The sequence below is a fragment of the Microbacterium sp. MYb72 genome (genome assembly GCF_002979415.1).
Classification (GTDB): domain Bacteria; phylum Actinomycetota; class Actinomycetes; order Actinomycetales; family Microbacteriaceae; genus Microbacterium; species Microbacterium natoriense.
Genome location: NZ_PCOT01000030.1, coordinates 21,542 through 42,269 on the forward strand (window position 1 = coordinate 21,542; position 20,728 = coordinate 42,269).

At 69.8% G+C, this 20,728-nt stretch carries 20 protein-coding genes; 9 read left to right on the plus strand and 11 right to left on the minus strand.

Annotated elements, in window-relative coordinates; genetic code table 11:
* The first annotated feature begins 19 nt into the window (after positions 1-19).
* Positions 20-598, plus strand: coding sequence for a DUF4395 domain-containing protein (locus CQ047_RS15145; protein WP_105676600.1), 579 nt, complete (start codon positions 20-22; stop codon positions 596-598).
* A gap of 87 nt (positions 599-685) precedes the next feature.
* The gene (locus CQ047_RS15150) at positions 686-1,111 is read left to right on the plus strand and encodes an OsmC family protein (protein WP_105676601.1); all 426 of its coding nucleotides are present in this window, start codon (positions 686-688) and stop codon (positions 1,109-1,111) included.
* Here CQ047_RS15150 and CQ047_RS15155 read toward each other — a convergent pair whose 3' ends face one another.
* The 5 genes from CQ047_RS15155 to CQ047_RS15175 form a co-directional block, all read right to left on the minus strand.
* Positions 1,112-1,549 (minus strand): hypothetical protein, encoded by a 438-nt coding sequence (locus CQ047_RS15155; protein ID WP_181155963.1) that lies wholly within the window; start codon positions 1,547-1,549, stop codon positions 1,112-1,114. It lies immediately after the preceding gene.
* Positions 1,546-2,286, minus strand: coding sequence for a 4-hydroxy-tetrahydrodipicolinate reductase (gene dapB, locus CQ047_RS15160; RefSeq protein WP_105676604.1), 741 nt, complete (start codon positions 2,284-2,286; stop codon positions 1,546-1,548). Before dapB ends, CQ047_RS15155 begins: the two co-directional genes overlap by 4 nt.
* 71 nt (positions 2,287-2,357) lie before the next feature.
* Positions 2,358-2,960 carry a histidine phosphatase family protein gene (locus tag CQ047_RS15165; RefSeq protein WP_105676605.1) on the minus strand — a complete coding sequence of 201 codons (603 nt, stop codon included), beginning with the start codon at positions 2,958-2,960 and terminating at the stop codon, positions 2,358-2,360.
* A 79-nt stretch (positions 2,961-3,039) separates the two neighbouring features.
* Positions 3,040-4,068 (minus strand): aldo/keto reductase, encoded by a 1,029-nt coding sequence (locus CQ047_RS15170; RefSeq protein WP_223586581.1) that lies wholly within the window; start codon positions 4,066-4,068, stop codon positions 3,040-3,042.
* A gap of 216 nt (positions 4,069-4,284) precedes the next feature.
* A complete protein-coding gene (locus CQ047_RS15175) occupies positions 4,285-6,561 on the minus strand; it encodes a polyribonucleotide nucleotidyltransferase (protein ID WP_105676606.1) in 2,277 nt (758 codons plus the stop codon).
* A gap of 361 nt (positions 6,562-6,922) precedes the next feature.
* Here CQ047_RS15175 and CQ047_RS15180 point away from each other — a divergent pair, with 361 nt between their 5' ends.
* Positions 6,923-8,233, plus strand: coding sequence for a UDP-glucose/GDP-mannose dehydrogenase family protein (locus tag CQ047_RS15180; RefSeq protein WP_105676635.1), 1,311 nt, complete (start codon positions 6,923-6,925; stop codon positions 8,231-8,233).
* Between the two features lie 43 nt (positions 8,234-8,276).
* Here the strand turns inward: CQ047_RS15180 and CQ047_RS15185 are convergent, their stop codons facing one another.
* Positions 8,277-10,202, minus strand: coding sequence for a GDSL-type esterase/lipase family protein (locus CQ047_RS15185; protein ID WP_223586583.1), 1,926 nt, complete (start codon positions 10,200-10,202; stop codon positions 8,277-8,279).
* 154 nt (positions 10,203-10,356) lie between these two features.
* On the opposite strand from CQ047_RS15185, the gene CQ047_RS15190 reads away from it, so the two are divergent.
* Together CQ047_RS15190 and CQ047_RS18935 are read left to right on the plus strand one after the other, a co-directional pair.
* Positions 10,357-10,929, plus strand: a complete 573-nt coding sequence (locus tag CQ047_RS15190; RefSeq protein ID WP_258132707.1) for a DedA family protein — start codon at positions 10,357-10,359, stop codon at positions 10,927-10,929.
* Positions 10,930-10,967: 38 nt separating this feature from the next.
* Complete coding sequence (locus tag CQ047_RS18935) at positions 10,968-11,144, plus strand: DUF5302 domain-containing protein (RefSeq protein ID WP_181155964.1); 177 nt, start codon at positions 10,968-10,970, stop codon at positions 11,142-11,144.
* 54 nt (positions 11,145-11,198) lie between these two features.
* Here the strand turns inward: CQ047_RS18935 and CQ047_RS15195 are convergent, their stop codons facing one another.
* Positions 11,199-12,638 (minus strand): cation:dicarboxylate symporter family transporter, encoded by a 1,440-nt coding sequence (locus CQ047_RS15195; RefSeq protein ID WP_105676609.1) that lies wholly within the window; start codon positions 12,636-12,638, stop codon positions 11,199-11,201.
* A gap of 146 nt (positions 12,639-12,784) precedes the next feature.
* Between CQ047_RS15195 and CQ047_RS15200 the strand changes: the two genes are divergently transcribed.
* Together CQ047_RS15200 and CQ047_RS15205 are read left to right on the plus strand one after the other, a co-directional pair.
* Positions 12,785-14,059 (plus strand): ATP-binding protein, encoded by a 1,275-nt coding sequence (locus CQ047_RS15200; protein WP_105676610.1) that lies wholly within the window; start codon positions 12,785-12,787, stop codon positions 14,057-14,059.
* Positions 14,056-14,751, plus strand: a complete 696-nt coding sequence (locus CQ047_RS15205) for a response regulator (protein ID WP_105676612.1) — start codon at positions 14,056-14,058, stop codon at positions 14,749-14,751. Before CQ047_RS15200 ends, CQ047_RS15205 begins: the two co-directional genes overlap by 4 nt.
* Before the next feature lie 150 nt (positions 14,752-14,901).
* Here CQ047_RS15205 and CQ047_RS15210 read toward each other — a convergent pair whose 3' ends face one another.
* The 4 genes from CQ047_RS15210 to CQ047_RS15225 form a co-directional block, all read right to left on the minus strand.
* Complete coding sequence (locus CQ047_RS15210; protein ID WP_105676613.1) at positions 14,902-15,651, minus strand: SDR family oxidoreductase; 750 nt, start codon at positions 15,649-15,651, stop codon at positions 14,902-14,904.
* A gap of 63 nt (positions 15,652-15,714) precedes the next feature.
* Entirely contained in the window at positions 15,715-17,067 is a 1,353-nt protein-coding gene (locus CQ047_RS15215) for an FAD-binding oxidoreductase (protein ID WP_105676614.1), read from the minus strand.
* Between the two features lie 54 nt (positions 17,068-17,121).
* On the minus strand, positions 17,122-17,769 hold the full coding sequence (locus CQ047_RS15220) for an FMN reductase (RefSeq protein WP_105676615.1): 648 nt from the start codon (positions 17,767-17,769) through the stop codon (positions 17,122-17,124).
* A gap of 1 nt (position 17,770) precedes the next feature.
* Positions 17,771-18,997: an LLM class flavin-dependent oxidoreductase gene (locus CQ047_RS15225; RefSeq protein WP_105676617.1), complete on the minus strand. Its 1,227-nt coding sequence runs from the start codon at positions 18,995-18,997 to the stop codon at positions 17,771-17,773.
* 110 nt (positions 18,998-19,107) lie between these two features.
* Between CQ047_RS15225 and CQ047_RS15230 the strand changes: the two genes are divergently transcribed.
* Positions 19,108-20,238, plus strand: a complete 1,131-nt coding sequence (locus CQ047_RS15230; RefSeq protein WP_105676618.1) for an acyltransferase family protein — start codon at positions 19,108-19,110, stop codon at positions 20,236-20,238.
* A 47-nt stretch (positions 20,239-20,285) separates the two neighbouring features.
* Positions 20,286-20,723 carry a VOC family protein gene (locus CQ047_RS15235; RefSeq protein WP_105676620.1) on the plus strand — a complete coding sequence of 146 codons (438 nt, stop codon included), beginning with the start codon at positions 20,286-20,288 and terminating at the stop codon, positions 20,721-20,723.
* Positions 20,724-20,728 lie beyond the last annotated feature (5 nt).

Sequence of the window (20,728 nt, forward strand, 5' to 3'; positions counted from 1 at the left end):
GCGCAGTCTGGAGTCCCCCATGTCCACTCCCGCCGGCATCGACCCCCGCGGCCCCCGCTTCGCCGCGACGATCACGACCGTGCTGCTGCTCGCGGCCACGTTCCTCGGACTCATCGGGATATCCACCGCCCGGGCGACCACCGCGACCTTCGGCTGGTTCGCCTATCAGCCGCTGGCGGACGCGACGTTCCCCTCGGACGGGTGGGCGCTCTCATCCGCGTCTCTCGTGCAGCGTGCTCTCGACCCCGCGTTCCTGCTCACGCTCGTGATCGCCCTCCTCTTCCTGTGGAGCGTCGTGTCGCCGTCGACCGCCCCCTGGGGCGTTCTCTTCCGCAGGGCCGTGCGCCCTCGCCTCTCTCCCCCGACCGAGCTCGAAGACCCGCGCCCTCCGCGATTCGCTCAGGGAGTGGGTCTCTTCGTGGTCACGATCGGACTCGTGCTCCACCTGCTCGGCGTGCCGTGGGCCCTCCCCATCGCGACGGCCGCCGCCTTCGTCGCCGCCTTCCTGAACGCCGCGTTCGGACTCTGCCTGGGCTGCCAGCTCTACCTGCTGCTCCAGCGCGCAGGACTCGTCGGCAGGGCCGCCTCCCCCGCCTGAGCGCGCTGTTCCGCAGGGTCGCCCCGGTAGGTAGGCTGGCCGGGACGCGACGCTGCCGCTCGGGCAGTGCGAGAACCGGAGGTCACCATGCCCGTCACCAGCGAAGCCACCAGCACCTGGACCGGATCGCTCATGGAAGGCTCGGGCACCGTCGCGTTCTCGTCGTCGAACCTGGGCACCTTCCCGATCGACTGGAAGGCCCGCAGCGAAGGCAGCGACACCACCACCACGCCGGAGGAGCTCATCGCGGCCGCCCATGCGTCCTGCTTCAGCATGGCGCTCTCGCACGCCCTCGCCGAGAACGGCACCCCGCCGGAGCGCGTGAACACGAGCGCATCGGTCACCTTCAAGCCCGGCACCGGCATCACCGGCAGCCACCTCAACGTGAACGCCTCCGTGCCGGGGCTCACCCCCGAGCAGTTCCAGGAGATCGCCGAGGGCGCCAAGGTCGGCTGCCCCGTCTCTCAGGCGCTCGCGGGCATCGAGATCACCCTCGAGGCGACGCTCGCCTGATCAGGCGCGTTCGAGGCGGATCGCCTCGCGGATGCTGGCCCGGGCGTCCTTGCGGCGCCCGGCGGCATCCTGCACCACACCGAGCCGATAGCGTGCACGCCAGTCGTCCGGCGCCTCCTCGGCGGCCGCGGTGTACTTCGCGATCATCGGCTCCACGTCCTCGCGGGGCAGACGTCCGCTCGCGCTGACCTCGCCCTCCGCCTCCGGCATCCCGCCCTCGGCGTCGAGCGCACGACCCAGCCGATCAGCGGCGAACCCGAAGCGCGTCTCGCGATAGAGCGCCCATGCGCCGATCAGCGGCATCACCAGGAGCGCAACGCCGATCGCGATGGCGATGGGCTCGCCCGTCGTCAGCATGACGATGGCGCGCTGCCCCACGACGACGAGATACAGCGCCAGGCAGGCGCCCATCACGGCGACGCCGATGCGCGACATCATGATCGGATGCCGATGTCGATCATGTTCTCCAGCCCCACGACCACGCCGGTCGCGGTCAACGCATGCGGCACGGCCAGGCGGATGCCGGGGGCGTAGGCGAGAGCGGAGTCGACGGTGTCGTGCGTGAACGTCAGCGACTCCCCCGGTCCGGAGAGGATGACCTCCTGCTTCGCGATGACCCCGGGGCGCCGCAGCGAGTGGATCGGCACACTGCCGACCTGCTGGCCCCGGGCGCGCTGGTCGGCGTGCGGGGCGCTCACCGGCCCCTGCTCCGCACGCGCAGCGGCGATCAGCTCCGCCGTGCGCACGGCGGTGCCACTGGGGGAATCGATCTTCGAGGCGTGGTGAGCCTCGATGATCTCGGCAGAGCCGAAGAACGGGGCGGCCGCCGCGGCGAGAGCCGAGCCCAGCACCGACCCCAGCGAGAAGTTCGGGATGAACACGGCGCCCGTCCCCGCGGCCTCGACGAGCGGACGGACGAGAGCGATGCGCTCCGCCGACCAGCCGGAGGTGGCGACGAGCACGTTGATGCCGCGTTCGACCGCTGCGCGCACGACGTCGATGCTGATCTGGGGCGTCGTCGCGTCGATGACGAGATCGACGCCGTCCATCTCCGAGAGGTCGCTCGACGACGTCAGCACGCGGCTCACCTCGATCCCGTCGAGCTCGTCGATCACCGCGTGGATGATCTTCCCGAGCTTTCCGGTTCCGCCGACGAGTGCAACGTGCTGGGTCATGGGTCCAGTCTATTTCGGGTGGAGCAGCGCCCGGTCCGCAGCGGAATCCGCCCGCAGTTCGCGTCTCCTGCTCAGACGGGCATGCCGTCGGGGATGCCCGTGCGGAGCTCCACCGGGAGGTGCCCGGTGTCGTTGTGCGTGAGGAGCGTCCAGGGACGCCCCTGCTTCTGAGCGATCACGGTGAGCCCGCAGTGGGCCTGGTTGAGGGTCATCCAGCGCCACTCGGGCGCGCCCAGCACCTCCCGGACGAACCAGGAGATCACGAAGTTGTGCGTGATGAGCACCTCGTGCACGTCACCGGTCTTGCGCACGAGGAACTCGTTGACCGCGTCTGCCATCTGCGCACCGCCCGCCTCGATCTCCGCCTCGGTGACCGAGCCGAAGAAGGGCTCGAACGCCGCAGGCGTCTCCTCCGTCATGCCGGTGGGTACGCAGTCGAAGAGCAGCGCCGTCGGCTCGGGGTCGACGGACGGGAGGCGCTCGGCGACCGCACGCGCCGTCTCGTTCGCCCGCAGCAGCGGCGAATGCCACACCGCGTCGAGAGGGAGCCCGGAGAGGCGGTCGGCGATCAGCTCCGCCTGACGCTGCCCCCTGGGCGAGAGGGGTCCGTCGGCGAGGCCGTGCTCGGCATCCTGATGTTCACCGTGTCTGACCAGATATATGTAGTGCGTCACAACTCGCTCGCTTCATCGCCAGCATCTGCCGGGCTTCACTCCACCATATGCCAGGTATGTGACGGTCGCGTGACGACGCTCAGTTGCCCGCTCGAGTGAGGTCGGCGACCTGCGCGCGGGACAGCGTGACCCCTGCGCCCTGCATGAGCTCGTCGACGTGATCGGTCGCGAAGGTGTTCACGATCGGCGCCGCGATGGTGCGCTGAGCGAGCAGCCAGGCGATCGAGACGGCGGCGACGGGCACCGACAGCTCGGTCGCGACCTGGTCGAGCGCCCGCAGGATCTTGATGCCCCGACGGTTGAGGTGGCTCCTCAGCTGCTCGCCCCGAACCCCCTGGGATGCGAGCGCCTTGCTGCGGTGGCGACCGGACAGGAAGCCGTGCTCCAGCGCGTGCGACGGCGTGACCGCCAGGTTCTGCGCGCCGGCGACCAGACGCAGGTCGCCCTCGAACGGCTGACGGCGGACGAGGTTGTACGGCGCATCGATGACCTCGATGCGCGGATAGCCCGCGGAGGCGAGGATGCGCGCTTCGACGAGGCGCTCCGGCGAGAAGCCGAAGGCGCCGACCGAGCCGATCTTCCCGGCCTCGACGAGCCACTCCACCGTGGCGAGCGTGTCTTCGAGGTTGGTCGTGACGTCGAGCGTGGCGTCGAGGTACAGCACGTCGATGCGCTCGACGCCGAGTCGCGTGAGCGAACCCTCCACGGCGCGCACCAGGTTCACCGAACCGAGGCCGGGGTTGTCGGCGTGAGCGCCGATGCGGACGCTCAGCAGGGTGCGGTCGCGGAGCCCGCGAGAACGCAGCCACTGGCCGATGATGTGCTCGCTGCGACCGCCGGAGAACCCGTCGGCGGTGTGGATCGCGTTGCCGCCGAACTCGATGTAGCGGTCGAGGATGCCGTGGCTGGTCTCGAGATCGACGTTCCAGCCGAACTCGGCGGCTCCGAGCATGAGGGGGAACGTCTCGAAGCCCGTCTCGCCGAGCGAGACGCGAATGTTCTCGCCGACGCCTGGGCCGACGATCGGAATGGGCGCGGACGGGTGCTCAGCGGTCTCGTGCTGTGCACGCTCGACCGGCGCCCCTGCGCCTACGCTGAACAACCGCATACTTTCACCCCCGCGTCGATCGGTGCGTTCCGACCTGCGTCACTGCTTGTGTGTGCACCCCCCGGTGCGTACTTCGAGGGTAAGCGACATCTGGGAACGGGCCGTCCATTCCGGCGAACGCCGCGGAAACTTCCCGTAACGTTTTGGTCACATCGAATACGACGGAACCCGGCCCCTCCACGGAGGAGGAGCCGGGTTCCGTGCGAGCATCGATGCTTACTCGGCGGCGGTGTCCTCCGCAGGAGCCGCGTCGGCCGCCGGAGCGTCGTCGAGGACGGGCTCGAGCGACAGCTTGCCGCGGTCGTCGATCTTCGTGATCTTCACGAGGATCTTCTGGCCGACGGACAGGACGTCCTCGACGTTCTCGACGCGCTTGCCACCGGCGAGCTTGCGCACCTCGGTGACGTGCAGCAGGCCATCCTTGCCCGGGAGCAGCGAGATGAAGGCGCCGAAGGTGGCGATCTTCACGACGGTTCCGAGGAACTGCTCGCCGACCTCGGGGTTGGTCGGGTTGGCGATCGCGTTGACCTGGGCGCGGGCGGCCTCGGCCGAGGGGCCGTCGGTCGCGCCGATGTAGACGGTGCCGTCCTCCTCGATGGAGATCTGAGCGCCGGTCTCGTCCTGGATCGCATTGATCGTCTTGCCCTTCGGGCCGATCAGCTCGCCGATCTTGTCGACCGGGATCTGGACGCTGATGACGCGAGGCGCGGTCGGCGCCATCTCGTCGGGAGCGTCGATCGCGGCGTTCAGGACGTTGAGGATCGTCAGACGGGCCTCGCGGGCCTGGGTCAGCGCGCCCGCGAGCACCGACGATGGGATGCCGTCGAGCTTCGTGTCGAGCTGGATCGCCGTGACGAACTCGCTCGTGCCGGCGACCTTGAAGTCCATGTCGCCGAGAGCATCCTCAGCACCAAGGATGTCGGTCAGCGCCGCGTAGCGGGTCTCGCCGTCGACCTCGTCGGAGACGAGGCCCATCGCGATGCCGGCGACGGGGGCGCGCAGCGGCACACCCGCGTTCAGCAGCGACAGGGTGGACGCGCAGACGGAGCCCATCGAGGTCGAGCCGTTGGAGCTGAGCGCCTCGGAGACCTGACGGATCGCGTAGGGGAACTCCTCGCGGCTCGGCAGCACCGGCACGAGTGCGCGCTCGGCGAGGAAGCCGTGCCCGATCTCGCGACGCTTCGGCGACCCCACGCGGCCGGTCTCACCGGTCGAGTAGGGCGGGAAGTTGTAGTGGTGCATGTAGCGCTTGCTCGTCGTCGGGGACAGCGAGTCGATCTGCTGCTCCATCTTGAGCATGTTCAGCGTGGTGACGCCCAGGATCTGGGTCTCACCGCGCTGGAAGATCGCGGAGCCGTGGACGCGCGGGATGACCTGCACCTCGGCGTCGAGCGGACGGATGTCCGCCAGGCCGCGACCGTCGATGCGGACGCTCTCGGTCAGGATGCGACCGCGGACGATCTTCTTCGTGACCGACTTGTAGGCGGCGGAGAACTCGCCCAGTGCCGACTCGGGCAGCGTGCCCGCCTCGACCGCTGCGGTGAGCTCGGCCTTGACGCGGTCCTTGATCGCGTCGTCGGCGTTCTGGCGCTCGACCTTGTCGGCGATCTGGTACACGTCGGTGAGCTCGGCGAACGCGCGCTCGGAGACGAAGTCGAGGACCTCGTCGGCGTACGGCGGGAAGACCGGGTACACGCCCGGCTCCTTCGACGCCGTGGCGGCGAGCTCGGCCTGAGCCTTGACGAGCTGGGCGATGAACGGCTTCGAGGCCTCGAGGCCCTGGGCCACGATCTCCTCGTTCGGCTTGGTGGCGCCGGCCTTGATGAGGTTCCAGCTGCCCTCGGTGGCCTCAGCCTCGACCATCATGATGGCGACGTCTTCCGTGCCATCGGACTTGGTGACGACACGACCGGCGACGATCAGATCGAACACGGCCTCGGACACCTGCTCGGCGGTCGGGAACGCGACCCACTGGTCGGCGTGCTCGCCGTGACCCGGGATGAACGCGAGGCGCACACCGGCGACGGGGCCGGAGAACGGCAGACCCGAGATCTGGGTCGACGCGGAGGCCGCGTTGATCGCCAGAGCGTCGTAGAACTCTCCGGGAGCGATCGACAGGACGGTGATGACGATCTGGACCTCGTTGCGCAGGCCGTCGACGAACGACGGACGCAGCGGGCGGTCGATCAGACGGCAGACCAGGATCGCCTCGGTGGAGGGGCGGCCCTCGCGACGGAAAAACGAGCCGGGGATCTTGCCGGCGGCGTAGGAGCGCTCCTCGACGTCGACCGTCAGCGGGAAGAAGTCGAAGCCCTCGCGCGGGTGCTTGCCTGCGCTGGTGGCCGAGAGGAGCATGGTCTCGCCGTCGAGGTACGCGGCGACTGCGCCCTGAGCCTGCTGCGCGAGGCGGCCGGTCTCGAAGCGGATGGTGCGGGTGCCGAAGCGGCCGTTGTCGAGAACGGCCTCGGTGGCGGTGATTTCAGGACCTTCCAAGAGGTCTCTCCTTCTTTGTTTAGACTCGCGAATCCGTATGACGCGCGAGCGTGTTCATGAAGGAGCGGAAGGGCAGGGTTCGGGCGCGCGGGCACTCCCGCGAATGTCGCCTGCGCTGGCCACCAGTAGAAAGCCACCCGACGATCGCCGAGGAACCCACCACAGGGGACCAGCTTCTCCGCCGATCGCTCCATGAGTCGATATGAAGTTGTGGGGTTGACACACGTCAACTCCCCCACCCTACCAGCGAGGGGCGGATTCCGACGTGGCGCCGGGGGCATCGCGGATCGGACACTCCCCGGTCATCGACCGTTCAGCCGGCGGACGCCGCGGCGTGGCCGGCATCCGCTGGTCTGTACCCATGCGCATGTCAGTGATCGGCTGCGGGTACCTCGGTGCCGTGCACGCCGCGGCGATGGCCTCGATCGGACACGACGTCATCGGCATCGACGTCGACGAGCGGAAGATCTCCTCTCTCTCCGACGGCGTCGCCCCCTTCTTCGAACCACAGCTGACCGAGCTGCTGCAGGAGGGACTCGCGTCAGGGCGCCTGCACTTCAGCGCGCGCATGGCGGATGCCGCAGGCTCCGCCGTGCACTTCCTCGCCGTCGGCACCCCGCAGGTCGCGGGTGGGCAGGCCGCCGACCTGCGGTTCGTGGATGCCGCGGTCGACTCGCTCCTCCCGCACCTCCGAGCCGGGGACGTGCTCGCCGGCAAGTCCACCGTCCCCGTCGGCACCGCGACCCGCCTCGCCGCGAAGGTCGCGGAGACCGGGGCCACCGTGGTGTGGAATCCGGAGTTCCTGCGCGAAGGATGGGCCGTGCACGACACCATCTCACCCGACCGCATCGTGGCGGGCGTGCCGGACGGCGCAGACGGGGAGAGCGCCGCCGATCTGCTCCGGGAGGTGTACCGCCCCGCCGTGGATTCCGGGACGCCGTTCCTCGTGACGGATCTCGCCACCGCTGAACTGGTCAAGGGCGCCGCCAACGCGTTCCTCGCCACGAAGATCTCCTTCATCAACGCGATGGCGGAGATCGCGGAGGCCGCCGGCGCGGATGTGGCGCTTCTCGCCGACGCCCTCGGCCACGACACGCGGATCGGGCGACGCTACCTCGGCTCGGGCATCGGGTTCGGAGGCGGCTGCCTGCCCAAGGACATCAGGGCCTTCGCCGCACGCGCGGAGGAGCTGGGCCGCCGCGAGGCCGTGGGCTTCCTGCACGAGGTGGACGCGATCAATCTGCGGCGGCGCGAGCGCGCCGTCCGTCTCGTGGTCGATGCGCTGGGCGGGCTCGTGTTCGGCGCCCGCATCGCCGTGCTCGGAGCGGCCTTCAAGCCGTTCAGCGACGACATCCGCGATTCCCCTGCCCTCGACGTCGCCATACGGCTGCGGGGTCTCGGCGCGGACGTGATCATCACCGACCCCGCCGCGACCGAGAACGCCGCCGCGGTGCATCCGCAGCTCTCCTACACGCGGGAGAGGGACGAGGCTCTTCGAGACGCCGATGCGGTCGTCATCGTGACCGAATGGGACGAGTACCGCCGCGATCTCACTCCTGAACACGCCGGTGCGCTGGTCTCGAAGCGCATCGTCATCGACGGTCGCAACTGCCTCGACTCGGCCGCATGGCGTGCCGCCGGGTGGACGTACCACGGCATGGGCCGCCGCTAGCGAGAAAGCCCCTGCCCCGCGAGCACGTGCCGCGGGGTACAGGTCAGCGCACCTCCACCGCGCTCTGCACCGACGAGCGTCCGAGGTACACGTAGTCGTCGTGCTTCGCCGACCTGCCGTCTCCCGCGGCGCGTCCGTGAAGCCGACGCCAGACCCAGGGCAGCGCGTGGCGGCGCCACCAGACCCCTGCACCGATCGGCTCGTGCTCGTGCAGAGCGGCGTCCAGCGTTCCGAGCGCCTCCGCGTGCGGCACGCCGAGCACCTCACCGGCGCGGTACGCGAGGAACCGGTGCCCTCTGCTGCTGAGGTGCACGAGGTCCTCCCCCCAGTTGGGCCGGTCTCGCAGCGACGGATGCAGATCGGTGTCGATGAGGATCGCGCCCGTGCGCGCGGCGACTCCGCTCAGCGCGGTCGCGAAGGCGGCGAACCGTCGCGTGTAGATCGCCGCCGCGCGGCGTCCGGGGAGGAAGGGGGTGACGAGCACCACGTCCGCGCCGCACGCTCTGAGGCGCTCCACCGCGTCCTCGACCCGTCGTGCAAGGCCAGGGACGTCGACGTTCGGCTTCACCAGGTCGTTCGCCCCGACGAGGATCGACACGAGGTCTGGGCGGAGCTGCAGCGCTCGCTCCAGCTGGGGGCCGCACACGTCCGACACCCGCTTCGAGCGGATCGCGAGGTTCGCGTAGTGCAGTCCTCCGCGGGCCGCGAGCAGCAGCGCGAGGCGATCCGCCCAGCCCCGCAGTGCGCCGTCCGGCGCCGGATCGCACAGCCCCTCGGTCAGGGAGTCGCCGAGGGCGACGTAGCGCCGCCAGCGCGTCTGCGGGGCCGGCGTCGACCGCTCCGGCCTGACCACGCGGCGAGCGCGCAGGCCGCGGTCCACCGCCCCCAGGAGCATCGCGTCGTCGAAGTGCGAAAGCAGCTGGTCGCATACGCCGGCCCAGCTGCGCCCCTGTACGGCCTCGTGCCCGGCTTCCCCGAAGGCTCTGCGCTTGCGGACGTCGCCGGCGAGATCGGCCACGCGCATCCGCAGATCGTCGAGGTCGCCGGGTCGGTAGAGCCATCCGTCGATGCCCATGCGCACGAGGTCGAGGGGGCCGCCGCGCCCCGTGGCGACGACGGGGACGCCGCTCGCGTGGGCCTCCTGAAGGGTCTGCCCGAACGTCTCGCTCTCCCCCGGGTGCACGAAGACGTCGAACGAGGCCAGCGCCGCGGCGAGCGCATCGCCGTCGAGATGGCCGAGGAACAGCGCCTCGGGAAGGAGAGCCTCCAGCCGCTGTCTGCTCGGACCGTCGCCGACGACCACCAGTCGGGTGCCGGGGATCCCGCGCAGCGCGACGAGGTCCTCGACCTGCTTCTCCGGGGCGAGCCTGCCGACGTAGCCGATCACGGTCTCCGCACCCCAGGACCCCCGCAGGGCGGGGTCGCGTCGCAGCGGCTGGAAGCGCTCGGCATCCACCCCTCTCCCCCATCGCCGTACCCTGTCGACGCCGAGCCTCGCGAGCTGATGGGCGGAATCCGCCGATGGCGCGAGCGTGAGCGTGGCCCTGCGATGCAGCCGTGCGATGTGCGTCTGCGCGATGCCGGTGGTGGCGGCGATGCGGTAGCGCTCCGTGTACGCGGCGACATCGGTCTGGTAGGCGGCGACCGAGGCGATGCCCAGACGCTCGGCCGCGAGCACTCCGCGCCACCCCAGGGCGAACGGCGAGGCCAGATGCACGACGTCCGGCTGGAACCGGCGCAGGGATGCCGCGACGCGGTGCGCCGGGGACGTGCCCACCCTGACGTTGCGATAGCCGGGCAGCGGGAGGCTGGGGATCGACTCGACGATCGCTCCGTGCACGGAGTCGGGGATGCCGACGGCATCCGGTGCGATCACGTGCGCCTCATGGCCCGTGCGCTCGAGGTGCCTCAGGATCTGCAGCACGGATCCGGTGACACCGTTCATGTGCGGAAGGAAGGACTCTGTCACGATCGCGACTCTCACACGCTCAGGATGCCGTCGTCTCGAGGGCCTCGGCGCCCGAAACAGCTCTGGGCACCAGATGTTCACCGGATGCTGGAGCGCCCGTCACCGGCTATCCCGCCGTTGGTTGCCGTTCACCTGAGCCGCGCACTCTGGAGCCGTGCCGCTCGATCTGCTCTCCACCCCGTGGGCCCTCGCCGTGATGAGCCTCCTCGTCCTGGGCGATGCCTTCTTCGTGGTGATCCCCGGGGAGATCGCCGTCACCGCGCTCGGTGCGATCTCCGCGTCGTCCGGTACCCCTCCCCTCTGGGCGGTGATCGGCTGCGCGGGCATCGCCGCCGCGGCCGGAGACGCCGCCTGCTATCTGATCGGGCGCACGGTCGGCACGGAGCGCTGGCGGTGGATGCGCACCGCCAGGGTGCAGCAGGCTCTCGCGTGGGCGCGGCGCCGGCTCGACACGGGAACGGCCACGGTGCTCTTCACGGCGAGGTTCGTGCCCTTCGCCCGACTCGCGATCAATCTCGTGGCAGGGGCCTCGCGCATCCACCCTCCCCGCTACCTGGCCCTCGTCTTCCTCGCCGCACTGGGGTGGGCCGCCTATCAGGCCTCGGTCGGGGCGATCGTGGCCACGCTGATCCCCGGCGGCCCCGTGGTGGCGGTGCTCGTCTCGATCGCCGTCGCCGTCGGTCTCGGCGCGGCGATCGACCTGTCGACCCGCAGACTGCGGAAGTGAACAGCCGACCGGCTGGGGCGTGCCCTAGGCTGGCGGACATGAGCACCGAAGAAGGCGCGTCCTCGACCGAGGACATGAAGCGCAAGTTCAAGGAAGCGCTCGAGAAGAAGAACGCGCACCACCGGCAGGGCGAGGCCCACCTCGACGGCGACTCCGCCGTCCATGGCGCGCCCGCCCCGCAGACGCGGCGCGAGTTCCGACGCAAGAGCGGTTGACCACACGGATGCGGGAACCGGCTTCCACCGGCTCCCGCATCCCTCACAGGCCGCTCAGCCCTGGGAGGCGCGTGCTCTCGCTCTCTCCTCCTTCGCCGACATCTCGGCCACGGCGGCATCGTTGAGCTCGGTCAGATCGGCGGCCTGAGGTGCGGGAGCATCTCCGTGAGCGTCCACTCCGTCGAGCACCGACTCATCGAACGGCAGCTCGCCGCCGAGCACCTGCCGCACACGATCGCGATCGATCTGGCGGGTCCAGGTGCCGATGAGGAGCGTCGCGACCGCGTTGCCCGTGAAGTTCGTCAGCGCGCGTCCCTCCGACATGAACCGGTCGATCCCGACGATCACGCCCACGCCGTCGACGAGGTCGGGACGGTAGGCCTGCAGTCCTCCGGCGAGAGTCGCGAGGCCGGCCCCGGTGACGCCCGCGGCCCCCTTGCTCGCGATGATCATGAACACCAGGAGGCCGATCTGCTCGCCGATCGACATCGGCTGTCCCATACCCGTGGCGATGAACAGCGACGCCATCGTCAGGTAGATCGCCGTGCCGTCGAGGTTGAACGAGTAGCCGGTGGGGACGGTGATGCCGACGACCGGCTTGGAGACGCCGACGTGCTCCATCTTGGCGATGAGGCGGGGCAGCGCGGACTCCGAGGACGAGGTGCCGACGATCAGCAGGTACTCCCGAGCCAGGTACTTCATCAGGCTGAAGATGTTGACCCTCGTCACAGCCCACAGCAGAGCACCGAGGACGACGACGATGAACACGATGCATGTGATGTAGAACGCCACCATCAGCACGCCGAGGCTCCAGATCGCCGCGATCCCCGTCTTGCCGACGACGGCGGCGATGGCGCCGAACGCGCCGAGCGGGGCGAGCCACAGGATCATCCCGAGGATGCGGAACACCAGCTTCTGCAGCTGCTTGACGGCGTCCATGATGCCGGCACCGCGCTCGCCGAGCCCCTGCAGAGCGAACCCGACCAGGAGAGCGATGAACAGCACCTGGAGCACGCTCTCCCCTGTGAACGCCGCGAAGAAGGTGGGCGGGATGATGCCGAGCACGAACTCCTGAGTCGTCTTCGCCTCGGTCGAGGTGGCGTCGTAGGTCGCCCCCGCCATGTTGAGGCCCTCGCCGGGGTGGATGATGTTGCCGACGACGAGGCCGATGGCCAGGGCGAACGTCGACATCACCAGGAAGTAGGCGAGTGCGAGCCCGCCGATCTTGCCGACGGTGGCGGCCTTCGCGATCGAGCCGATGCCGATCACGATCGTGCAGAAGATGATGGGGGCGATCATCATCTTGATCAGCGAGACGAAGCCCTTGCCGATGGGCTCCAGCGCCTGTGCGAACTCCGGCCAGACGAGTCCGACCACCGCGCCGAGAACGACGGCGATGATCACCGACACATACAGCCAGGTGTGCCGGTCCCAGGCCTGCTTTCCGCGTCGCCAGTGGAATCCCGGCAGTGTGAATCCGGTCGTGATGGCCATGTGTCCTCCTCGGTCATGAACGTCGTCGTGTCATGCGTCTCCCCGCGTCGTCGCGGGGCGTGACATCACCGTCGCCGACTTCACAGACGGGCGCCATTTGTGGTCGTATTGGTCACGACCAGGCCGACGAGGACCGGAGGATGCCGATGACGCAGCGCCGCACGCTCAGCGCCGCCACCCGCGTCTTCCTCGTCCTCATCTCGGCCGCGGCGGTGATCGGCATCCTCGTCGCCGCGTTCCTCGTCGCGGAGACGCAGCGCGCCGTGCAGGCGGAGGCCGAGCGCGCGACCGGGGCCACCGCGGCGGCGATCGCCGCATCCGGTGCGGTGTCGAGCGCCCTCCGAGACGAGGATGCGGACGCGGCGACCGCCGCCCTCGAGCCGTACGCGCTCTCCGTCATCGATTCCGCCGGGCTGGACTTCGTGACGATCATGACGACCGACGGCATCCGCATCACCCATCCCGACCTGTCGCAGATCGGCGGACGCTATCTCGGGACGATCCCCGAGCGGCCGGTCCCGTTCACCGAGACCTTCACCGGCACGCTCGGCCCTTCGGTCCGGACGATCGTCCCCGTGATCGACGCCGACGGCGTGCTGAGGGGCTGGGTCTCCGCGGGGGTGACGACAGAGACGATCTCCGAGACGCTCGTGCGGCGCCTTCCGCTGTCGCTGGCGATCACCCTTCTGCTCGTGGCGATCGGTGCGCTCGGAGCCTGGGCCGCCCGGCGCTTCACCCGGCGCATCGCCGGTGACCTGCCGCCGGGCACGGTCCGCGACGCCGTGTCATCGTACGAGTCGATCCGCACCCTGGGCGAGGCGCTGCGGGCGCAGACGCACGAACACGGAAACCGGATGCACACCGCTGTCGCACTGCTGGAGCTGGGGCGCACCGGCGAGGCGATCGACATCCTCACCGAGACCTCCCGGCAGAGTCAGTCGCTGGTCGACCAGGTCACGGCGCGCCGCCACGGGGATCCGGCGGTGGGCGCACTCCTGCTCGGCAAGGCCTCGCAGGCGAAGGAGCGCGGCATCGACTGGAGGGTGCGCATCGAACCGGAGGCGCCGCGGTCGCCCCTGTCGACCGTGGACAGCGTGTCCGTGCTCGGCAACCTCATCGACAACGCGATGGACGCGGCCTCCGCGGCGGAAGACCGATGGGTCGAGGTGTCGCTGAGCACGTCCGACGCCGGTGGGATCGTGCTCGACGTCGCCGACAGCGGCGCAGGAGTGCCGGCAGAGATCAGGGAGAGGATCTTCGAGCACGGCTTCTCCACGAAGCCCGCCGACGCCCAGGGGCGCGGCGTCGGACTCGCTCTCGTCCGCTCGGTCGTGACGGATGCCGGGGGCACCGTGGAGATCCTCGACGATCCGACGACCTTCCGCGTCACGCTCCCCGCCGCAGGCAGGAGAAGGTCGTGATCCGCACGCTGATCGTCGACGACGACGCCCTGACGCTCGAACTGCACCGCACCTACGTGGAGCGCCTGGAGGGTTTCGTCGTCGGCGGCGAGTGCACCGGAGCCCGTGCGGCCCTCGCCGCGGTGCTCGATCAGCCGCCCGAGCGCACGTTCGATCTCGTGCTCCTGGACATCACGATGCCGGACGGAACGGGTCTGGATGTGCTGCGCACGCTCCGCGCTCGTGCCGCCGCGATCGATGTGATCGCCATCACCGCCGTACGCGACGCGGAGACCGTGCGGCAGATGGCCGCGCTCGGGGTGTTCCAGTACCTGGTCAAGCCCTTCCCGTTCGCGGTGTTCGCCGAACGCCTCACCGCGTACCGGGAGCATCGCGATCAGGCCCGGACGACCGACGGGGAGGCGACCCAGGCGGAGATCGACGCCCTGCTCGGGCGGACGACGGGCAGAATCGCGCTCCCGAAAGGGCTGTCCGGCGGCACCCTCGACCGTGTCGCCACGATCCTGCGTTCGACCGGCCCGCTGTCGGCGACCGAGGCCGCAGACGCCCTGGGAATGTCCCGCGTCGCCACGCGGCGCTACCTCGAACACCTCGTCGCGGAGGGCGTCGTCGCCAAGGCCGCGCGCTACGGAACGCGCGGGCGCCCGGAGACCGAGTACGCGTGGAGCCGGAACCGGCCCGACATCGGCTGAGCACCGGCGCCATCACCGCACCAGGGCTCGGGGGCGGCGGCGCGCGCTCGGTGTTCCCCGACACCGCGGCGAGCCCCGGCGATCAGCCGTCAGCGATCAGTCGTCAGCCGCGAGGCCGGTCAGCCGCGAGGCCGTCAGACCGCGAGGCCGTCAGCCTCGGGGCTGCGCGTTGAGCCAGTCCGCGAAGGTCACGGTGCCGAGGTCGGCATCCGCATCCGGGAGGATGCTGCCGTCGCGGATCGCACGCCCGAAGGCCCCGGGGAGCGAGAGAGCCGGCATCCAGCCGCTCCTGCCTGCGTGCGCGGCCCAGGAGCGCATCATGTCGACGAGCTGCTCCTCCTGCGGGCCCGCGATGTCCCGCGCCCGCTCCGACGGTCCTGCCTCGGCGAGGTCGACGAGCCGCGTCGCGACCTCCACGATCGCGATCGGCTGCGTGCGCATCCTCAGGGCGAGATGCAGCGGTCCGACTGCCGCCGTGCGATAGGTCTGCGCGGCGAAGTCGTGGAACTGCGTCGCTCTCTGGATCGTCCACGGCACCTGCCCAGAGCGGACCGTCTGCTCCTGAGCGAGCTTTCCGGCGTAGTAGCCGTGGGGCGCCCGATCGACGCCGACGATCGACAGCGCGAGATGGTGTCCCACCCCGGAACGGTGTCCTGCCGCGAGGAGGTGCGAGGAGGTCTCGGTGAAGAACTCCGTGGCCGCACGGGCGCTCTGCGTCGAGGTGCTGAGCACGTCGATCACGACGTCCGCGCCGGACAGCGCCTCATCGAGTCCGGCCCCGGAGCGCACATCGACGCCGTTGCCACGGGTGAGGACGCGGACTCGGTGACCACGCTGCTGAGCGATCTTCACGACCTCGGATCCTGCGATGCCGGTTCCGCCTGCGACTGCGATCTCCATGGCTCTCCATCCGAAGCTGGTTGGGTGATGTCGGTTACGACGCTACCCCGAGAGCGAGGGACATCAGCGGGGCAGCCGCCCTTCGTGCAGGAGTCCGTTCGGATCGATCTCGGCGCGAAGTGCTCTGAGGCGCTCGATCTCCTCCGGTGTGGCGCAGCGGTCGAGCGTCTGCCCCGGGGTGAGGAACGTCGGGATCGTGCGCCCGGCAGGGACCGGAGCGAGAAGGTCGCGGAACCCCGCGATGCTGGCATCTCCCGGCTCCCTCGGCGCGCCCGGGAACAGCGGCGAGAGCGCGTGCAGCAGCCAGCCGGCCGATTCGAGCGAGGCCAGTCCGGACCGACGAGGACGCGCGAGAGCCCCTCCGAGCATCCGGATGTCGATGCCGATGATGGGCCACTGCTCCGGCAGCTCACGGAAGGCCAGCAGCTCGTCGATCATGCTGTCGTCGAGGTCCGTGAGCGCCGCGGAGGCGCCCCGACCAGGCGTGGGATCTGTCGGTTCGTTCGACCCCGCAGCGAGAGCGGCGGGCGACGTCGGACCGGACACCTCCCTGCGCACCGTGCCCGCACGGCGGATGCCGTCGATCAGCCCCTCTGCGGCGCCGTCGGTGGACAGCGCCTGCACGGTGAGGAAGCTGCGCCCGCGGATCTCCTCCGGCAGCTGCGGAGCGTCGGGCATCCGCATCGAGTTCATGAAGACGTTGAGCGAGGAGGGCGCGGTCGCGGCGAGGTCGCGCACCGCTCGCATGACTGCCGCGGCATCCGCGACGTCGAAGGTCAGCCCGCTGCCCCACAGGTCAGGGGTGCGGACGAGGTCGATCTCGAGCGCCGTGACGATCCCGACGATGCCGCCGGCGCCGCGCAGCGCCCACATCAGCTCGGGGTCGCTGTCGTCGTCGACGCGCCCGTGCGTGCCGTCCGGGCGCAGGATCCACGCCGCACGGAGACCGTCGGATCCCAGGCCTGCCGTTCGACTGAACCAGGAGTGACCTCCGCCGAGCGTGTAGCCCGCGACCGTGACGACGGGGCTCGTGCCTGCGGGCGCCGACCAGCCGGTGCCCTCCAGGGCATCGACGACGGCTCCCCATCGAACTCCGCTTCCCACGCGGACGACGCCGGCGTCGAGATCGACGTCGAGCGCGTCGAACGCGCCCATCCGGACGATCACGGCGCCCGCGAGGTCTCCGGACGCGCCGTGCCCGCTCGGCTGCACCGCGAGGCGCACGCCGGTGTCTTCGGCCATGCGCAGCAGCGACCGCAGATCGGCGACGTCGACCGGGGCAGCCACGCCTTCCGGCCGCTGCTCGACCGCCAGGTTCCACGGCCGGCGCTGGGCGTCGAAGCCGTCATCGGACGGCAGGACGAGCGCGCCGTTCAAGCCGGCGCGGACGGACTCGAGTGCAGAGGTAAGGGGCATGACGCCACCGTACGATGTCCCACGGACATTGTCGACGGCGCCTGCCCCTGCCGCTCACTCTCCCGCGAGACCGCCCAGCATGTGGCCGAAGGAACGCCCTTCGCCCAGGTAGGTCGCGGGGTCGAACGGGTCGGCCGCCTCGGCCGTGTCCCGAGCGGCGACCGCATCTGCGAGCTCACGTGCGCCCTTCTCCACGCGCTTGGCGAGCGGGGCGACGTCGTCACCCGCACCGCCCCAGTCGCTGGAGGCGGCGAACACGCCGGTGGAGACGGCATCCGCGTGGAGGTAGGCGAACAGCGGACGGATCGCGTAGTCGATCGCGAGGGAATGCCGCGCCGTCCCCGCGTTCGCGCCGATCAGGACCGGCTTCCCCGTCAGCGAATCGGGATCGAGCACGTCGATGAACGACTTGAACAGACCCGAGTAGCTCGTCGAGAAGATCGGCGTCACGGCGATCAGCGCGTCGGCGGACACGACCGTGTTGATCGCCGTCTCCAGCGCCGGCGGGGCGAAGCCAGTGAGCATGTTGTTCGTGATGTCGTGCGCGTAGTCGCGCAGCTCGATCACGTCGATGCTCGCCTCGATGTCATGAGCGGCGAGCGCCTTCACGGTCTCGGCGGCGAGGCGATCCGCCAGCATCCGCGTGGACGAGGGGTTGGAGAGCCCCGCCGAGACGACGGCGATGCGACGCGTGGTGGTCATCTCACGCCTCCTTCCGGCCGAGGCCGAACGCGGAGCCGGCGGGTGCCGGCGTGTCCTGATAGGGCGAGTCGCCGGTGAGGTTGTCGCCGCGGTTCGCACCGGGGCGCGCCTGGCGGGTCGGGCCGTCGCCGTACACCGCCGTGACGCGCGCGGCGTGGGTCGGGGCGTCGGGCACCGACTCCGGGCGGTCCTTCGCGAGCTCCCTGCGGAGCACAGGGACGACCTCGGAGCCGAGGATGTCGAGCTGCTCGAGCACGGTCTTCAGCGGCAGCCCCGCGTGGTCGATGAGGAAGAGCTGACGCTGGTAGTCGCCGTAGTGCTCGCGCATCGCGGCGTAACGGTCGATGACCTGCTGCGGCGAGCCGACGGTGAGCGGGGTCATCTCGCTGAAGTCCTCGAGGCTCGGGCCGTGGCCGTACACGGGGGCGTTGTCGAAGTACGGGCGGAACTGCGTCACCGCGTCCTGCGACTTCGCCGCCATGAACACCTGGCCGCCGAGCCCGACGATCGCCTGCTCGGGGGTGCCGTGTCCGTAGTGCGCGTAGCGCTGGCGGTACAGCTCGATCAGGCGCTGATAGTGCTCCTTGGGCCAGAAGATGTTGTTCGCGAAGAAGCCGTCGCCGTAGTACGCGGCCTGCTCGGCGATCTCCGGGGTGCGGATGGAGCCGTGCCACACGAAGGGGGCGATGCCGTCCAGCGGGCGCGGCGTCGAGGTGAAGCCCTGCAGCGGCGTGCGGAACTTGCCCTCCCAGTCGACGACGTCCTCGCGCCACAGCTTGTGCAGCAGAGCGTAGTTCTCGATCGCCAGAGGAAGGCCCTGACGGATGTCCTGCCCGAACCAGGGGTACACGGGACCGGTGTTGCCTCGGCCGAGCATGAGGTCCATGCGTCCGCCGGACACGTGCTGCAGCATCGCGTACTCCTCAGCGATGCGGACGGGGTCGTTCGTGGTGATGAGCGTCGTCGACGTGGACACGATGAGACGCTCGGTCTGCGCCGCGAGCGCGGCGAGGAACGTGGTGGGGCTGGACGACCAGAACGGCGGGTTGTGGTGCTCGCCGATCGCGAAGACGTCGAGGCCGACCTCCTCCGCGTGCTTGGCGATCGTCGTCGTGGCCGCGATCCGCTCCTGCTCGCTGGGCGTGACGCCGGTGGTGGGGTCGCGGGTGATGTCGCTGACCGACATGATGCCGAACTGCATCGCCTGTGCGCCTGACTGCTCGCTCATGATTCTCCGTGCTCTCCGAAGCGGACGACTCGGCATCCGTTTCTATTCATTTGAATGTATCTGAGTCAACGCGACCGCACCAACTTTATTCCCGGGGGTAGCCTCGGAGGATGAACAGCGCCGGAGCGGATGCGACAGGCCCCGTCACGGGGGCCGTTCCCAGGCCTCGACGCCGCGTGCCGTTCTGGGACAACGCGCGCTACATCTGCATCGTGCTGGTCGTGCTCGGCCACGCCATCCAGCGTCTCATCTACGACTCCGACATCGCGCTCGCCTTCTACCTGGCGCTCTACGCGTTCCACATGCCGGCCTTCGCGATCATCTCGGGGTACTTCTCGAAGTCCGGATCGCCGACCAGGGTCCAGATGGCCCGCGTCATCACGGACATCCTGGTGCCGTACGTCATCTTCGAGCTCGTCTGGACCCTCACGAAATGGCTCGTCGAGGGGCAGGCGAACCCCAACCTCACCAAGCCGTCGTGGACGCTGTGGTTCCTGCTGGCCCTCGGCATCTTCCGACTGGTGCTCCCCTATCTCGCCCTGCTGCGCTGGCCGCTGCTGTGGACGATCGTCATCTCGATCGGCGTCGGCTACCTGCCGAACATCGACAGCACCTTCTCGCTCTCGCGCACGCTCGGTCTGCTGCCCTTCTTCACCCTCGGCTGGTGGCTGCGGGAGCGCGACATCGTCTCGCGCTTCCAGCTTCTGGCACACCGGCCGTGGTGGTCTCGGGTCATCGCCGTCGCTCTCCTGGCCGGAGCCGGCTTCACGGCGTGGTTCTGGCTCGACGTGTGGGAGAAGATCGACCTGCGGCACTGGCTGTTCTACGAGGACTCGTACGCCGATCTCGGCGGAGAGCAGTGGTGGGCAGGCGGGGCGCGGATCGCCCTGATGGTGGTCGCGGTGCTCCTCAGCGCCGCCTTCTTCACGCTCATCCCGCGGGGGACCTACTGGTGGACCTCGTTCGGCCAGTACACGATGTACGTGTTCCTGCTGCACTCGTTCGTGCTGTACCCCTTCCGCGAGTCCGGCATCCTCCGCGATCTCGAGCCGACATGGCTCTGGCTCCCGCTCGTGACCGTCTCGTCGATCCTCGTCGCGCTCGTGCTCGCCACGAAGCCCGTGCGGCGCCTGTTCCGCCCCCTGGTCGAGCCGCGGCCTGCCTGGCTGTTCGCCGACCCGCAGCTCGCCACCCGCGAGGGGCACCGCAGCGACCCGACCGGCTCCCGGCGACCGCGGTAGCGACGATCGCTCTGGAGCATGTCGGCGACGGCGACTAGCATGCCCCCATGCCCATCACCCTGGAGAACGTCGGGATCGCCGTCAGGGACCTCGACGAAGCCATCGCCTTCTTCACCGATCTCGGTCTGACGGTCATCGGGCGCGACACGGTGAGCGGCGAGTGGGCCGACACCGCGGTCGGCCTCGACGGCAACCACGCGAAGATCGCCATGCTCCAGACGCCGGACGGCGATGGCCGCCTCGAGCTGTTCGAGTACATCCACCCCGATGCCGTCGAGACCCACCCGACGCTCCCCCACGAGATCGGCATGCACCGTGTCGCCTTCTCCGTCGACGACATCGACGCGGCCCTGGAGACGGCGGCGACGCACGGATGCGTCCCGCTGCGCGGCGTCGCGGACTACAAGGGCGTCTACCGACTCACGTATCTGCGGGGTCCGAGCGGCATCCTGGTCATGCTCGCGCAGGACATGACGAAGAGCTGAGGCCG

Bases quoted from the DNA above. Each gene is read 5' to 3' on its own strand.
- CQ047_RS15145 (WP_105676600.1), top strand. From the start codon at position 20: ATGTCCACTCCCGCCGGCATCGACCCCCGCGGCCCCCGCTTCGCCGCG.
- CQ047_RS15150 (WP_105676601.1), top strand. From the start codon at position 686: ATGCCCGTCACCAGCGAAGCCACCAGCACCTGGACCGGATCGCTCATG.
- CQ047_RS15155 (WP_181155963.1), bottom strand. From the start codon at position 1,549: ATGATGTCGCGCATCGGCGTCGCCGTGATGGGCGCCTGCCTGGCGCTG.
- dapB (WP_105676604.1), bottom strand. From the start codon at position 2,286: ATGACCCAGCACGTTGCACTCGTCGGCGGAACCGGAAAGCTCGGGAAG.
- CQ047_RS15170 (WP_223586581.1), bottom strand. From the start codon at position 4,068: ATGCGGTTGTTCAGCGTAGGCGCAGGGGCGCCGGTCGAGCGTGCACAG.
- CQ047_RS15180 (WP_105676635.1), top strand. From the start codon at position 6,923: ATGCGCATGTCAGTGATCGGCTGCGGGTACCTCGGTGCCGTGCACGCC.
- CQ047_RS18935 (WP_181155964.1), top strand. From the start codon at position 10,968: ATGAGCACCGAAGAAGGCGCGTCCTCGACCGAGGACATGAAGCGCAAG.
- CQ047_RS15195 (WP_105676609.1), bottom strand. From the start codon at position 12,638: ATGGCCATCACGACCGGATTCACACTGCCGGGATTCCACTGGCGACGC.
- CQ047_RS15200 (WP_105676610.1), top strand. From the start codon at position 12,785: ATGACGCAGCGCCGCACGCTCAGCGCCGCCACCCGCGTCTTCCTCGTC.
- CQ047_RS15210 (WP_105676613.1), bottom strand. From the start codon at position 15,651: ATGGAGATCGCAGTCGCAGGCGGAACCGGCATCGCAGGATCCGAGGTC.
- CQ047_RS15215 (WP_105676614.1), bottom strand. From the start codon at position 17,067: ATGCCCCTTACCTCTGCACTCGAGTCCGTCCGCGCCGGCTTGAACGGC.
- CQ047_RS15220 (WP_105676615.1), bottom strand. From the start codon at position 17,769: ATGACCACCACGCGTCGCATCGCCGTCGTCTCGGCGGGGCTCTCCAAC.
- CQ047_RS15225 (WP_105676617.1), bottom strand. From the start codon at position 18,997: ATGAGCGAGCAGTCAGGCGCACAGGCGATGCAGTTCGGCATCATGTCG.
- CQ047_RS15230 (WP_105676618.1), top strand. From the start codon at position 19,108: ATGAACAGCGCCGGAGCGGATGCGACAGGCCCCGTCACGGGGGCCGTT.
- CQ047_RS15235 (WP_105676620.1), top strand. From the start codon at position 20,286: ATGCCCATCACCCTGGAGAACGTCGGGATCGCCGTCAGGGACCTCGAC.